Source organism: Streptomyces sp. TE5632 (genome assembly GCF_054061295.1).
Genome location: NZ_JBSSEA010000003.1, coordinates 1562103 through 1575816, shown reverse-complemented (window position 1 = coordinate 1575816; position 13714 = coordinate 1562103). Strand labels below are relative to the sequence as shown.

Sequence of the window (13714 nt, the reverse complement as noted above, 5' to 3'; positions counted from 1 at the left end):
GCACATGTCTGATCGCGGAGGCCCGGTCCGGTGGCGGCTTCTATGATCGGTGCATGGCAACGAGACTCGTGCAGATCAACATGAAGGCCCGGGACGACTCCGTGCTCGGCCGGTTCTGGGCGGAGGTACTCGGGTGGGGTGTCGACAGCGAGGCGCCCGGTGTGACCAACCTCGAACCCGTGGGCTTCGCCTACCCCGACCCCGTGGCCGTCTGCATCGACATCGTCGCCCGCCCGGAACCCAAAACGGTGAAGAACCGGGTGCACCTCGATCTGGCCACCACCTCGACCGCCCATCAGGCGGAGTTGGTCGAGCGCCTGAAGGGCCTCGGCGCGACGCTCGCCGACGTGGGTCAGGGCGACGTCCCCTGGACGGTCATGGCCGACCCGGAGGGCAACGAGTTCTGCGTCCTGGAGCCCCGCCCGGTCTACCGGGACACCGGGCCGATCGCCGCGGTGGTGGTCGACTGCACCGACCCGCGGGCGATGGCCCGGTTCTGGGGCGAGGCGATGGACTGGACGCTGCACGAGGTCACCGACGACCACGCGAGCATGCGCTCCGCCCAGGGCGTCGGCCCCTACCTGGAGTTCCTCCGCACCCCCGACACCAAGAGCGTGTGGAACCGCGTCCACCTCGACGTCCGTCCCTACCCGGGTGACGACCCGGTGGCAGAGGAAGCCCGGCTGCGCGCCCTGGGCGCCACCGACCCCGGCATCGACCAGTCCGCGATCTCCTGGAGGATTCTGGTCGACCCGGAGGGCAACGAGTTCTGCCTCCTCACCCCTCGCTGACCTCGAGCAGCGGCTCCGGCCGTTCGCGGGTCAGCGGCGAAGACCGCGTGGCGTCAGCGAACGCTGCCGGGGACGGGGAGGGTGTCCCGGTGATCCGGCGCATGTCATCGGACGCCAGGAACGCCACGAGCGAGCCGCCGTAGGGCCGGTGTCTGTACGGCCCCGACGCCCACGGCGGCGCTACGCGCCGGCTTTCGGCCGCCCTGGACAGTCCGCCCCGCCCCTGGAACCGGCTGTCCACACGGGCGAGTTCACCGAACGGCCCCGCATCGGCCGGCTGCACGGCCGCACTCATCGTGTGGGCCTGCTCCTGGCAGCCCGAACGTCCACCCTCACCTGACTGTTTCTGAGAGAGAGCAGGACCCGTGAAGCACGAGTACGAGGCGAAGTTCCTGGCCGTCGACGTCACCGGACTGCAGGCCAGGCTGACTGCCCTCGGTGCCGTCCAAGCGCTGCCCCGGACCCTCCTCACCCGCAAGATCTTCGAGAACGACTCCCTCGACGAAGGGGCGTGGCTCCGCCTGCGGGACGAGGGCACCCGCTCGACGCTCACGCTCAAGCAGGTCACCGACGCCACGACGATCGACGGCACCAAGGAGATCGAGACCGAGGTCACCGACCTGCAGGCCATGGCCGACATCCTGCGCCGGGTCGGCCTCACCGAGGTCCGCTACCAGGAGAACTACCGCGAGGAGTGGCGTCTGGGAGAGGTCGCCTTCGACTTCGACACCTGGCCCGACCTCCCCACCTTCCTGGAGATCGAGGGACCCGACGAGGCGTCGGTCCGGCGGGCCGCCGTGCTGCTGGACCTCGACTACTCCGAGGCCCGGTTCGGCAGCGTCGACGAGATCTACAGGAGCGAGGCCGGTCGCGACATCCTCGCGGAGTCCACTCTCCTGTTCTCCGACGCCGAGAAGCAGGGGGATCCCTCCTCGGCACCCCAGTGTTGTTGACCCTGAAGGCGGACAAGCCACGCTTGCAGGAGTCGCCCGGCACCACCGGATGATCCTCGGGACCGCCGAGTTCGCCACGGGGGCCTCGATGTTCTTCGCCAAGTGTGTGGGTGGCTTCGGTTCGGGGTCCGATTTTCTTCGAGGGCATGAGACTGTCTGGTTGTGCCGGAGAAGATGAGTGGGTTGGCGGCGGCCTTGGCCGAGGCGTCGTCTCCTTCGTGGTCGCAGCGGGCGCGTGCCGGGCGTGAGCTTGCTTCCTTCGCTGATGTTCCTGAGGCTGCGGAAGCGTTGGTGGGGCTGCTGCTGGACGTCGAGGACACGGCGGTGACCCGGCAGACGGCAGAAGCCCTGGCCCGGGTGGGGACGGTGGACGCCGTGAAGCTCATCGCTCTCGCGACTGCCGAGGCTGACGACAACCAGGTCGACTGGCTGCAGGCCGGGGTGCATGACGCGCTCGTGGGAGTGGGCGGTGGGGCGGATCCTCCGGCTCGGATGCACGGGCTTCTCCGAGTGCTCGGGATGACTGGGCTCATAGGTGACAGCGGGCCTGACACTTCGGACTGAGGATGCCCCGCCGGGGGGTCGGCGGACTCCAGGGTGCCGTTCCCGATCAGGCGGAAGGGGGGATCTGTTCGCGCACCCATGCGGGGTCGGGGTTGGTGTGCGGGCGGCCCGCCACGACGACGGTCGGTACGGTCTCGTTGCCGTCGTTGGCCTCCCGTACCGCCGCCGCTCCGGCCGGATCGCGCCAGATGTCGACCCAGTGCAGTCGGCGGGCGCTGCGGCCCAACCGGATGCGCAGTCGCAGACAGTACGTGCAGCCCGGCCGCCAGAAGACGATCGGCCGGCCGTCGGCCGCGCTGCGGCGTTGTGCCTCCATCGCGCTGGTCGACCTCGGGAAGATCAGAGGCGAGTTCAGGCATGCGAACAGTGCGAACACCGGCAGGAGTGCTGCGGCTGTGCCGGGGCTCCCCTTGAAAATAAGCCCAGTTGCAAGAGCTGAGCCGCAGAGCACGAGCAGCATCGGCAGAATCCAAGCACGCGTCATGAGGACGCAGGCTATCGATGAGGGGACGGGCTGTTCGAGCTGGCTGAGTGAACAGCTGGGCTCCACAGCCGCGGGACGACTCCCGTGGTTGTGGAGCCCGTGTGTCGTAGGAGGTCCTTCCTCCGGTGCTTCCAGGTCCTCCAGGGTTTTCAGGCGAGGCCGGTCCAGCGGGTGAGCATCGTGGTGGCCTCGGTGCGGTCCGCGGTGGGGAGGTCGGCGATGGTGGTGTGGTGGTTGGCGCCGGGGATCCACAGGACGCGGGAGTCGTGGCGGCCGGGCGGGAAGGACTCGGCGGTCGAGGGGTCCTGCGTCCCGTTGACGAACAGCAGGCGGGTGCCGCTGCGGCGGACCCAGCGGTCGATGTCCGGCATCGCGTCCGGGTCGAAGCGCAGGGGGGAGACGGCGGAGGGGAGGGCCGGGGTGCGAGGGAGCGGGCGGTGGCGCTGGGAAACCGATGACCCCGCCCCCGGGGGATGAGTGCGAGGTCATCGGTGCTCATGGTGGTGTGGGTTCCCGTACCGGGCCCGTCCCGCGGTCGGCGGGGCGGTGGCCGGATACGGGACCAGGGGTCACTCGGGCCGCAGTGGGCCGCGGCCGAACATCGAGAGCACCTGGTAGCTCTTGTCCTCGGGGCCGGGCTTGCTCAGCTCCATGGCGAACCCACCGGTGAACAGCTCCTGGTCCACGGGGCGTTCGTGGATCCAGTCCCGGATCACCTCGCGGAAAGTGATCTTCCAGACGCCGTCGCGCTCCTCGTACCGGTTGAACGTGCGGCTGGCGGCGATCAGTTCGCGTGACGGGTCCCCGAACCGGTGGTACGAGAGGCGGTGGGTCTCGCCCTCGGCGGTCTTGCCGTCCACCTTGTACCACTCGTTCAGCAGGTAGTGGGTGGTGTTCTCGAAGCGGGGCTTGAACTCGTCGATGATCCAGTCCACCCACTCGTCCACCCCGCCTTCCTTCATGTCGCCCAGGCGGACGAAGGCGTCCTCGAAGTAGATCGATTTGAGCAGCTGGGCGTCACGCCGGTCGATCCCGCGGCAGTAGGCGACCTCGAGGTCGTGCAGCCGGTCCTTGACCTTCAGTTCCCGCAGGAGGCGGAGGTCCTCCTCGGTCACCGGGCTGGCGGGGCGCACTGCGTCGTCGGTCATTGTTTTTCTCCCTCGGGTGAGGATTCAGGCAGGTGGGGGGACGTAGGTGGGGGCGCGTACGACAGGGTGCGGTCCCCGTCACGCCTCGAGTCGCCGGCCGGTGCGGTCCGGGAGCAGGCGGATCGCCACGGCGGAGATCAGGATCGTGAGCAGGCCGTAGGCGGTGATCAGCAGGGTTCCGTTGTCCGAGATCTGCATCAGCCACGTCGCGAGCAGGGGCGCCGGTGCGGCGAACAGCATGTTTCCGCCGGTGAGCCCGAGGGCCGATCCGGTGTACCGGACGGGGGTCGGCAGCGCCTCGGCGTAGAAGGCTCCCTGGCATCCGGTCATGAACTGCACACCGCACAGCGCACCCGTGATGGTGAGCGCGGCCATCCACCAGTTGCCCGTGTCGAGGATCAGGAAGAACGGGACGAGGAAGGCCAGCAGCACGGCGAGGCCCGTGAAGAGGACGCGCTTGCGGCCGATCCGGTCGCTGGACCAGCCGCCGAGCAGGCTGGCCCCGATGGAGATCGTGTTCGCGACGACCATCAGTCCGAAGGTGGAGCTCTTGTCGAAGCCGAGCTGGCCCGTGAGGTAGCTGATGGCGAAGGTGACGGTGATGTAGTACAGCGCTCCCGGCGCGGCCCACGCGAGCACCAGCAGCATCACGGTCTTCCGGTGCTGCCTCAGCAGCCCGCGCGCCGGCTGCTCGCTCTCGCTCTTGCTCTCGTTGGCGAGGAAGGCGGGGGTCTCCTCGACGCGGTGCCGGATGTAGTACCCGACGGCGATGAGCGCCACGCTCAGCAGGAAGGGGATCCGCCAGCCCCAGCCGGTGAACTGGTCCTCGGTGAGCCATGCGGCGAGTCCGGTCAGGGTGAGGGTGGCGAGCACCTGGCTGATCGGCGATCCCACCGACATCAGCGCACCCGCGAGACCGCGGCGCCGGCTCGCCGAGTGCTCCATCACCATGAGCTGCGACCCGGTGTGCTCGCCCCCCAGGGCGAAGCCCTGCAGGAACCGCAGTGTCACCAGCGCGAGCGGGGCCACCATTCCCACCGTGGCGTAGGTCGGCAGCAGACCGATCAGCACCGACGCCGCGCCCATGAGCAGCAGCGTGAACATGAGGACGTTCCGGCGGCCGAGCCGGTCGCCCAGCATGCCGAACACGAGGCCGCCCAGGGGCCGTGCCACCAGCCCGACCCCGAAGGTCGCGAACGACGCCAGCAGCGCGGTGCCCGGCGCGAGGTCGGGGAAGAACAACTGGGGGAACACCGTGGCCGACAGCGCGCCGTACACGGAGAAGTCGAACCACTCCAGTGCGGAACCCAGCGCGCCGCTGACGACCGCGCGCCGGGCGGTGGGTGTCCCACTCCCGGCCTCCGGGCCCTCCGGTGCCGTGTCCGGCTGGGTCGCTTCGGCCTGCCCGTCGAGTCCACTGACTCTCATTGCTTCACTCTCCTCGGTGTCCTCACTGCGCGGCACGTCACACGAGCCGACCGGCGGTTCACGCCTCAACGGTCACTTACGCCACGGGCAGGCAAGGGGGTGGTCTCGCGCCCAGGAGTCCGCGTCACGCAAAGCCACTCGTTCGAGTCTGCGTTCGCCTGCGGATATCGAGAGAATCCACTATCAGGGAGTGGCTAGTCAATCATTCCCTGTATGTGGGAACATCAGGGCGTGAACACTCTTCAAACTGTGGACAGGGCGCTTCGACTCCTCGCACTGGCGCAGCGGGAGCCGGTCGTCACCCTCGCCCGCGCCGCCGACGAACTGGGTGTGGGAACCTCCGTCGCCCACCGGCTGCTGGCCACCCTCGAGGCGAACGGCTTCATGCGGCGCTCACTCGACGGTCCCGGCTACCGCCTCGGCCCGGCCATGACCAGCGCCCGCCCCGCCCACGCCGACACGGACTTCACCCACCTCATCCAGGACGACCTGCTCGAGCTGCAGGCGGCCACCGGCGAGACCGTGGAGTTCGCGGTCCTCGAAGGGCAGGCGGTGCGCTACATCTACGGCATCGCCTCACAGCACCACATGCGCATCGAAGCCCGCGCGGGAACGATCCTCCCCGCGCACACCTCGGCCTGCGGACGGGCCCTCCTCGCCACCCTCACCACCGAGCAGCTCCGCCGGATCTACCCGAACGAACCCCTCCCGCAGGCGGCGAAGACCACCACCCCGACCCGCACGGCCCTCGAAGCCGAACTGGAGAACGTCAGGCGGCGCGGCTACGCGCGCAACATCGAGGAGACCCAGCCCGGCATCGCGGCACTCGCGCAGACCCTCCCCACCCCGCAGGGATACCCGCCCATCGCCATCACCATCTCGGGGCCGCAGGCGCGCCTCTGCTTCACCCGCGAGGACCCCCGCACCCCGTCCGAGACGGCACTCACCCAAGCCCTGCACCAGGCGAACCGGAAGATGCAGGCGAAGCTCACCTCGAAGCTCCAGCACTAGCCTCACCGGCATGGGGACCAGGCGTCATGGTGATCGAGGCCGCATCCCTCTGATCAGCGGAAACGGGATTCGGCGGCATCGTCCGACACCGCCCGGGGTGATCTCGCGGGCCCTCGTCGTGCGGAGGTCTCGGGTGCGGATCCCGAAGGCGGCTCCACCGAATCCCGGCCCGGAGGCTTCCGGGCCGGGATTTTTTCGTGCCGTGGGCGGGACGCCCGAAGCGGTGGACGGACTGGAGAAGCCCCCTTCCCCGCCCGGGAGAGGGCGGGGAAGGGGGCTCCGGAGGGAAGCGGGCAGCCGGTCACCATGCAGTCCACCGCGGACACCGCGGTGGGCAAGGGCGCCGGCAGCGTCAACTCCGCCGTCTGGCGCAAGGGCGCGTCCGGCGCCGTACGGCAGATCGCCGGCTCCTCCGGCGGCGACCTCCTCGTCGGCAGCTCCTACGGCGCGGGCGCCGCCGGCGACTTCTCCGCGAGCCCGATCGTCTCGGCCGGCTCCTGGACGGCGGGAGGCTCCTCCGGCGCCTTCAGCTACTCCTACACGATGGCCGCCCCGCAGGTCCCGGCCGGCCCGACGCCCAACGTCACCCTCAGCTACAACTCGCAGACCTCGGACGGCCGTACGTCCTCCACCAACAACCAGGTCTCCTGGGTCGGCGAGGGCTGGGACTACAACCCCGGCTCCATCACCCGCACCTTCGTCGGCTGCGCCGCCGACACCGCGAACGCCAACAACGCCAAGCACTTCACCGGCGACCAGTGCTGGGGCTCGTACAACGCGGTGCTCTCCCTGAACGGGACCACCACCGAGCTGGTGCGCGACGACACCACCAAGCAGTGGAAGGGCGCGCGCGGCGAGAACATGCGCGTCGAGCTGCTGACCGCCGCCGACTACAAGAAGGTCATCGCCGACGCGACGGGCGTCGCGGCCTCGGACATCGGCCACAGCTCCGGCAACGGCGACGACAACGGCGAGTTCTGGCGGATCACCACCGACGACGGCACCCAGTACCACTTCGGCCTGAACCGCCTCCCGGGCTGGTCCTCCGGCAAGCCCGAGACCGGGTCGGTGCTGAACGTGCCGGTCGCCGGCAACCACTCCGAGGACCCCTGCCACGCCGCGAAGTTCGCGGACTCCTTCTGCGACCAGGGCTGGCGCTTCCAGCTCGACTACGTCGTCGACACCTCCGGCAACGCGATGTCGCTGTGGTGGGAGAAGGAGAGGAACTCCTACGCGCGCAACATGAAGGAGAAGCCGGCCGTCCCGTACGACCGCGGCGGCTACCTCTCCCACATCGACTACGGCCAGCGCGCCACGGCCCTCTTCTCCGAGGAGCCCCTCGGCCGGGTGAAGTTCAACGCCCGCGAGCGCTGCTTCGACGACCCCGCCCTCGACGTGGCCTGCTCGAACAGCAACTTCGACTCCAAGCAGTCCCACCGCACCCGCCCCTGGTTCGACACCCCCGCCGACCTCGCCTGCGCGACCAGCGGCAAGTGCACCACGTACGCCCCGACCTTCTGGTCCCGCAAGCGGCTCGCCTCGGTCGACGTCTGCACCCAGCGCGAGCAGGGCGTGCGGCTGACCGAGTACAGAGTCGACGCCGACGGCAACGAGACCGGCCGGCGCAACGCCTGCGGCCTGGACGGCGACGCGGCCACCACCACCTTGCTGTCGAAGGTCGACTCCTGGAACCTGAAGCAGTCCTTCCCGTGGAACCTGACGGGTGAGTACACGGCGCTCTGGCTGGAGGCCATCACCCGCACCGGCTACGCCGTGGACGGCTCCACCGCCCGCCTGAACCCGGTCTCCTTCGGCCACAACGAGAACGCACTGCCCAACCGGGTCAAGAACGGCTCCTCCGACACCAACCCCCTGTTCGCGCGGCTGCGCATCCAGGACGTCGTCTCCGAGTACGGCGGCCGCACCCACGTCGACTACAAGGCGCCCGAGGGCAAGTGCCTCACCGGTGCCGCCCGGCCGACGCCCGACAGGAACCGCTCCCTCTGCTACCCGGTGCACTGGCACGCCGACGGCGAGCTGGAGGACAAACGGATCTCCTGGTTCCACAAGCACGTCGTCGACAGGATCACCGAGTTCCCGCGCCTCGCCGACGCGCAGGACATCGTGACGACGTACGACTACGCCACCGACGGCGACGCCGTCGACGGCGCGCTCTGGGCCAAGAGCCAGTCGGAGTTCTCCCGCCCCAAGCAGCGCACCTGGGACGACTTCCGCGGCTACCCGGTCGTCACCACGACCACCGGCACCACAGTGTCGTGTCGTTGTCCGTTCCCCTCAGGGATGGCCCAACGTGACTCTCGGAAGCGCCATCTCGCCGGCTCTCGTAAATCCCGCCGAAAACACCCGGCCCGAGCGGCCCTTCTCATGACAGCACTTGGCTTCTCCACGAGACGGGGCAGGGGTGTTGTCTCGACTGTTCGTCGGTCAGGTGCCGTGGCACTGCCCGTACGGGCGGCCCGAGGTGCACCAGCAGGGTGCTGACCGCTGCGGGGGCCAGGGCACGGCCCGGCCGCGGGCGGCCAGGGTGGTCGCGTACTGGGGGAGGAGGTCGGTGTCGTCGGGGGTGGTGGCCTCGGAGGCGGCGAAGGCCTCGTAGGAGGGGACGGTGCCGGTGACGATGCCCAGGTTGGGGGTGCCGGAGGCGGCGAGTTCGCGCAGGGCCGTCTCTATCGTGGCCAGGTGCTCCTCGTGGGAGGGGTACTCGGTGGTGAGGGAGGGGTACGCCTCCAGGAGCTCGGCCAGTTCCGGGGCGGGCCAGTGAAGGATCGCCACCGGGAAGGGGCGGGACAGGGCGGTCCGGTAGGCGCCCAGTTCCGCTCGGAGGCGGGAGATCTCCGCCTCCAGCTCCGCCGGGTTCTCCGAGCCCAGGGACCAGACGCGCTTCGGGTCGTGGAGTTCGTCCAGGGTGACGGGCAGGCTGTGGACGGTGTCGGCGAGGGCGTCCCACTCGTCGTGGGGGACGCCCAGCATGCGGCGGACGCGGTGGCGGCCGAAGAGGAGCGGGTGGGTGGCGGACGGGGGCTCCGGGACGTCGGTCAGGAGGAGGCGTACCGCCTCCGTGAACGTCTCGTGCGCCGCCTCCAGTTCGTCGTGCGTCTCCAGGGACTCCGCGACGACCACCCAGGGGGCGGGATCGCGCGGGGCCGCGGTGCGGATGCCGTCGATGATCGCGCGGGCCTCCGCCTCGTGGCCGTACTCCCACAGGTTCGAGGCCTTCAGGGCGCGGACCAGGTGCGGGTTCTCCAGCCCCGCCTGCCCGGTGCCGGAGGCCAGCAGGCGGTCGTAGAGGGCGGCCGCGGCGGGGCGGTCGCCGGAGAGTTCCAGGTGGGCGGCGGCCCGCAGCAGCAGGGCTTCGGCGTCCTCGGGATACAGGCCGGCGGTCCGCTCCAGGCGGGCCGCTTCGGCGGTGTGGTCGACGTTTTCGGCGGGCGTGTCGGGGCGCATGGGTGACACCGTACTGCCGACGGGTGACGGAGAAGAGACCGCCGCAGGTCGGCGGCTTGCCCGAGGGCGAACCGGGGCTCCCGCTCGCATCGCGTGGTGCGGAGGAGTGCGAAGCCGAGGTGAGGGGGGTACCGGGGCGCGGTTGCCGCGTCCGGCGCCGAGGGGGGTGGAGCCGGTGCCCGTACCCATCCAGGAAGTCACACCGTCACCTTCTTGATCATTTTGAAAGGGTTCAATTCTCCGGCCGCTGGCTGAATGGGGCCGTCCTTGTCGCTTCCATCGTTTACCCGCCGGGTGTTGGGGAAAGCCGTGCAAGCTTATTGACGGGTGTCTCGCGTCTCCTTTACGTTCGCGTGAATCGATTCACAGTCGATTGACCCTCTACGACTCACCCTCTCTTCCGATGGAGCCGCTGTGATCAGTAGAAGGAACATCCTCGCGGGCGCCGTGGCCACGGCGGGTGCCGTGGCCGCAGGAGCGGTGCCGGCGGTGGCCGCGCCCTCCGCTCCGGGCAAGGGAGGAAACGTGTTACGCGTGGCATCCCCGACCGTCGAGTACGTGCGCCACCCCCTGGGCCTGGACGTGGCCCGGCCGCGCCTGAGCTGGCCGTTGACCGCGACCGCATCGGGGCAGCGGCAGAGCGCCTACCAGGTGCGCGTCGCGTCGAGCGCCGCCCGCCTGTCCCGCCCGGACGTGTGGGACAGCGGCAAGGTCGCCTCGGCCGAGTCCGTTCTCGTCCCCTACGACGGACCCCGGCTCGAGCCGCGTACGCGCTACCACTGGTCGGTGCGCGTCTGGGACGCCGGCGGAGCCGTCTCGCCGTGGAGCGAACCGTCCTGGTGGGAGACCGGCCTGATGGACGAGGCCGAGTGGTCCGCGCGGTGGATATCCGCTCCGGCCTCCCTCACGGAAGCACCTTCCCTGGAGGGCAGTTCGTGGATCTGGTTCCCCGAGGGCGAACCGACGCAGAGCGTTCCGGCTCAGACCCGGTGGTTCCGTCTCTCCGTCGACCTCCCGGACGCCGTCACCGCGGCCACGCTGGTGCTCAGCGCGGACGACGCCTACGTGGCCTCCGTCAACGGCACCGAGGTGGCGAGCACCGCCACGGACCCGGACGAGTCGAGATGGCGCCGCCCGGACGTCATCGACGTCCTCGAACACGTGCGCTCCGGTACGAACGTCCTGGCCGTCTCCGCGACCAACCGCACGGTCGGCCCCGCCGGCCTCATCGGAGTGCTCGCCCTCACCACGGCCTCCGGCGAGCGCAGGATCGTCACCGACGGCGCGTGGAGGTCCACCGACCGGGAGCCGGCCGGCGACTGGCGCGAGCAGGACTTCGACGACACCGGGTGGCGGGCCGCCAGGGTGGCCGCCGCCTGGGGCGCCGGGCCGTGGGGCGAGGTCGTGCCGGTGCTGTTCGCGGCCCACCAGCTCCGCCACGAGTTCCGGCTGCCGCGCAAGAAGGTCGGGCGCGCCCGTCTGTACGCCACGGCCCTCGGCGTGTACGAACCCCACCTCAACGGCAAGCGGGTGGGGAACGACCAACTGGCGCCCGGCTGGACCGACTACGACAAGCGCGTGCAGTACCAGACCTACGACGTGACCGACGCGCTCCGCCCGGGAGCCAACGCCCTCGGCGTCCACCTCGCCCATGGCTGGTACGCGGGCAACATCTGCTGGTTCGGACCGCACCAGTACGGTAAACACCCGGGACTGCTGGCGCAGTTGGAGGTCGAGTACGCCGACGGGACGAGCGAGCGCATCGTCACCGGGCCCGGCTGGCGTGCCGCGCCGGGACCGATCGTCTCCGCCGACCTGCTGGCGGGCGAGACCTACGACGCCCGCAAGGAGACGGCCGGGTGGACCTCGCCCGGATTCGACGACGGAGCGTGGCGCCCGGTGCGTGACGCCGACGACGCCGCCCCGCCGCGGATCGTCGCGCAGGTGGACGGCCCCGTACGCATCGAGAAGGAACTCCGCACCCGGACCGTCACCGAACCCCGGCCGGGCGTCTTCGTCTTCGACCTCGGCCAGAACATGGTCGGATCGGTGCGGCTGCGCGTGTCGGGCAAGGCGGGCACCGCGGTGCGGCTGCGGCACGGCGAGGTCCTCAACCCCGACGGCACCCTCTACACCGCCAACCTGCGGTCGGCCGCGGCGACGGACACGTACATCCTGAAGGGGACCGGCACGGAGGTCTACGAGCCGCGCTTCACCTTCCACGGCTTCCGCTACGTCGAGGTGACCGGATTCCCCGGAACGCCGAAGGCGTCGGCCGTGACCGGGCGGGTCATGCACACCTCCGCACCCTTCACGCTCAGCTTCGAGACCGACGTGCCGATGCTCAACCAGCTGCACCGCAACATCACCTGGGGGCAGCGCGGCAACTTCCTCTCCATCCCGACGGACACGCCGGCCCGTGACGAACGACTGGGCTGGACCGGCGACATCAACGTCTTCGCACCCACCGCCACCTACACGATGGAGTCCGCCCGCTTCCTCACCAAGTGGCTGGTCGACCTCCGCGACGCCCAGGCGTCCGACGGCGCGTTCACGGACGTGGCCCCGACGGTCGGCGACCTCGGCAAGGGCGTCGCGGGCTGGGGAGACGCGGGGGTCACGGTGCCGTGGGCTCTGTACGGGACGTACGGCGACCGGCAGGTCCTCGAAGACGCCTGGCCGTCCGTCCAGGCCTGGCTGCGTCACCTGGAGAGGAACAGCACCGGCCTGCTGCGCCCGGCCGCGGGATACGGCGACTGGCTGAACGTGTCCGACGAGACGCCCAAGGACGTCATCGCCACCGCCTACTTCGCGCACAGCGCCGACCTCGCGGCACGCATCGCGACGGAACTGGGGGAGGACCCCGCACCCTACGCCGACCTCCACGCACGCGTGCGCGCAGCGTTCCGGACGGCGTACGTGAGCGCCGACGGCAGGGTGAAGGGAGACACCCAGACCGCCTACGTCCTCGCCCTGTCCATGGACCTGGTCCCGGACGCCCTGCGCAAGGCCGCGGCCGACCGCCTCGTCGCCCTGATCGAAGCACGGGACTGGCACCTGTCGACCGGATTCCTCGGCACCCCGCGCCTGCTGCCCGTCCTCACCGACACCGGCCACACCGAGGTCGCCTACCGCCTGCTGCACCAGCGCACCTTCCCGAGCTGGGGTTTCCAGATGGACAGGGGCGCGACCACCATGTGGGAGCGCTGGGACTCCCTCCAGCCGGACGGCGAGTTCCAGTCCCCGGGCATGAACTCCTTCAACCACTACGCCTACGGCTCCGTGGGGGAGTGGATGTACGCCAACATCGCCGGCATCGCCCCGGGCCGGGCGGGCTACCGGCAGATCGTCATCCGCCCGCGTCCGGGCGGCGAGGTCACCTCGGCCCGGGCGACCTTCACCTCCCTCTACGGCCCGGTGTCCACCGCGTGGGAGCAACGGTCCGGCCGCTTCCGGCTGTCGTGCGACGTGCCGGTGAACACCACCGCCGAGGTGTGGATCCCGACGGACGCCCCCGGCCGCGTCACGCACACCCACGGAACCTTCGTGCGTGCGGAGAGCGGCTTCGCCGTCTTCGAGGTGGGGTCGGGAAGCCACCGGTTCACCGTGTGACGGCGGCGCGCACCCGCTCCTCCGGTCCCGCGAGACATCCTCCGGAGGGGCGGGTGCGCGCCGGTCGCACCGTCACCCCGCCGAGTCGCAGTGCCCGCACCGCCCGCGCCGCCCGCACCGATTTCGCCGTGAACGACACGCTCACCGGGGCGAGTACGTCCTCTCCGGCGGCGGCATCGCGCGGTGGCTCGTTTCGAGGGGGAACCGTCGTACCGCCTCGTACGTTGCGAGGGTGCCGGGACCGGACCGGCGTGAGGC

10 protein-coding genes and 1 pseudogene are annotated in these 13714 nt (G+C 70.3%); 6 read left to right on the top strand and 5 right to left on the bottom strand.

What is annotated here, in order from left to right:
• Nucleotides 1-53: 53 nt before the first annotated feature.
• The 3 genes from ACVW19_RS12270 (at nucleotide 54) to ACVW19_RS12260 (ending at nucleotide 2308) form a co-directional block, all read left to right on the top strand.
• Nucleotides 54-791: a VOC family protein gene (locus ACVW19_RS12270; protein ID WP_457459210.1), complete on the top strand. Its 738-nt coding sequence runs from the start codon at nucleotides 54-56 to the stop codon at nucleotides 789-791.
• A 365-nt stretch (nucleotides 792-1156) separates the two neighbouring features.
• Nucleotides 1157-1744, top strand: a complete 588-nt coding sequence (locus ACVW19_RS12265; RefSeq protein WP_457459208.1) for a class IV adenylate cyclase — start codon at nucleotides 1157-1159, stop codon at nucleotides 1742-1744.
• A gap of 162 nt (nucleotides 1745-1906) precedes the next feature.
• Nucleotides 1907-2308 (top strand): HEAT repeat domain-containing protein, encoded by a 402-nt coding sequence (locus ACVW19_RS12260; protein ID WP_457459206.1) that lies wholly within the window; start codon nucleotides 1907-1909, stop codon nucleotides 2306-2308.
• A gap of 46 nt (nucleotides 2309-2354) precedes the next feature.
• Here ACVW19_RS12260 and ACVW19_RS12255 read toward each other — a convergent pair whose 3' ends face one another.
• From ACVW19_RS12255 to ACVW19_RS12240, 4 genes and pseudogenes are all read right to left on the bottom strand, one after another.
• Nucleotides 2355-2792: a glutaredoxin domain-containing protein gene (locus ACVW19_RS12255; RefSeq protein WP_457459203.1), complete on the bottom strand. Its 438-nt coding sequence runs from the start codon at nucleotides 2790-2792 to the stop codon at nucleotides 2355-2357.
• 149 nt (nucleotides 2793-2941) lie between these two features.
• Nucleotides 2942-3190: pseudogene (locus tag ACVW19_RS12250) on the bottom strand (aminopeptidase); the annotation flags it as partial.
• 171 nt (nucleotides 3191-3361) lie between these two features.
• The gene (locus ACVW19_RS12245) at nucleotides 3362-3940 is read right to left on the bottom strand and encodes a nuclear transport factor 2 family protein (RefSeq protein WP_457459201.1); all 579 of its coding nucleotides are present in this window, start codon (nucleotides 3938-3940) and stop codon (nucleotides 3362-3364) included.
• A 78-nt stretch (nucleotides 3941-4018) separates the two neighbouring features.
• A complete protein-coding gene (locus ACVW19_RS12240; RefSeq protein ID WP_457459199.1) occupies nucleotides 4019-5368 on the bottom strand; it encodes an MFS transporter in 1350 nt (449 codons plus the stop codon).
• Nucleotides 5369-5599: 231 nt separating this feature from the next.
• On the opposite strand from ACVW19_RS12240, the gene ACVW19_RS12235 reads away from it, so the two are divergent.
• The gene (locus ACVW19_RS12235; RefSeq protein ID WP_457459197.1) at nucleotides 5600-6379 is read left to right on the top strand and encodes an IclR family transcriptional regulator; all 780 of its coding nucleotides are present in this window, start codon (nucleotides 5600-5602) and stop codon (nucleotides 6377-6379) included.
• A 306-nt stretch (nucleotides 6380-6685) separates the two neighbouring features.
• Nucleotides 6686-8881 carry a hypothetical protein gene (locus ACVW19_RS12230; protein ID WP_457459195.1) on the top strand — a complete coding sequence of 732 codons (2196 nt, stop codon included), beginning with the start codon at nucleotides 6686-6688 and terminating at the stop codon, nucleotides 8879-8881.
• Here the strand turns inward: ACVW19_RS12230 and ACVW19_RS12225 are convergent.
• A complete protein-coding gene (locus ACVW19_RS12225; RefSeq protein WP_457459193.1) occupies nucleotides 8825-9844 on the bottom strand; it encodes an SEC-C domain-containing protein in 1020 nt (339 codons plus the stop codon). The two genes, ACVW19_RS12230 and ACVW19_RS12225, sit on opposite strands and share 57 nt — an antisense overlap.
• A 414-nt stretch (nucleotides 9845-10258) precedes the next feature.
• Here ACVW19_RS12225 and ACVW19_RS12220 point away from each other — a divergent pair, with 414 nt between their 5' ends.
• Nucleotides 10259-13456, top strand: a complete 3198-nt coding sequence (locus ACVW19_RS12220; RefSeq protein ID WP_457459191.1) for an alpha-L-rhamnosidase — start codon at nucleotides 10259-10261, stop codon at nucleotides 13454-13456.
• Nucleotides 13457-13714: the final 258 nt, after the last annotated feature.

Bases quoted from the DNA above. Each gene is read 5' to 3' on its own strand.
- ACVW19_RS12225 (WP_457459193.1), bottom strand. From the start codon at position 9,844: ATGCGCCCCGACACGCCCGCCGAAAACGTCGACCACACCGCCGAAGCG.
- ACVW19_RS12270 (WP_457459210.1), top strand. From the start codon at position 54: ATGGCAACGAGACTCGTGCAGATCAACATGAAGGCCCGGGACGACTCC.
- ACVW19_RS12255 (WP_457459203.1), bottom strand. From the start codon at position 2,792: ATGACGCGTGCTTGGATTCTGCCGATGCTGCTCGTGCTCTGCGGCTCA.
- ACVW19_RS12245 (WP_457459201.1), bottom strand. From the start codon at position 3,940: ATGACCGACGACGCAGTGCGCCCCGCCAGCCCGGTGACCGAGGAGGAC.
- ACVW19_RS12230 (WP_457459195.1), top strand. From the start codon at position 6,686: ATGCAGTCCACCGCGGACACCGCGGTGGGCAAGGGCGCCGGCAGCGTC.
- ACVW19_RS12240 (WP_457459199.1), bottom strand. From the start codon at position 5,368: ATGAGAGTCAGTGGACTCGACGGGCAGGCCGAAGCGACCCAGCCGGAC.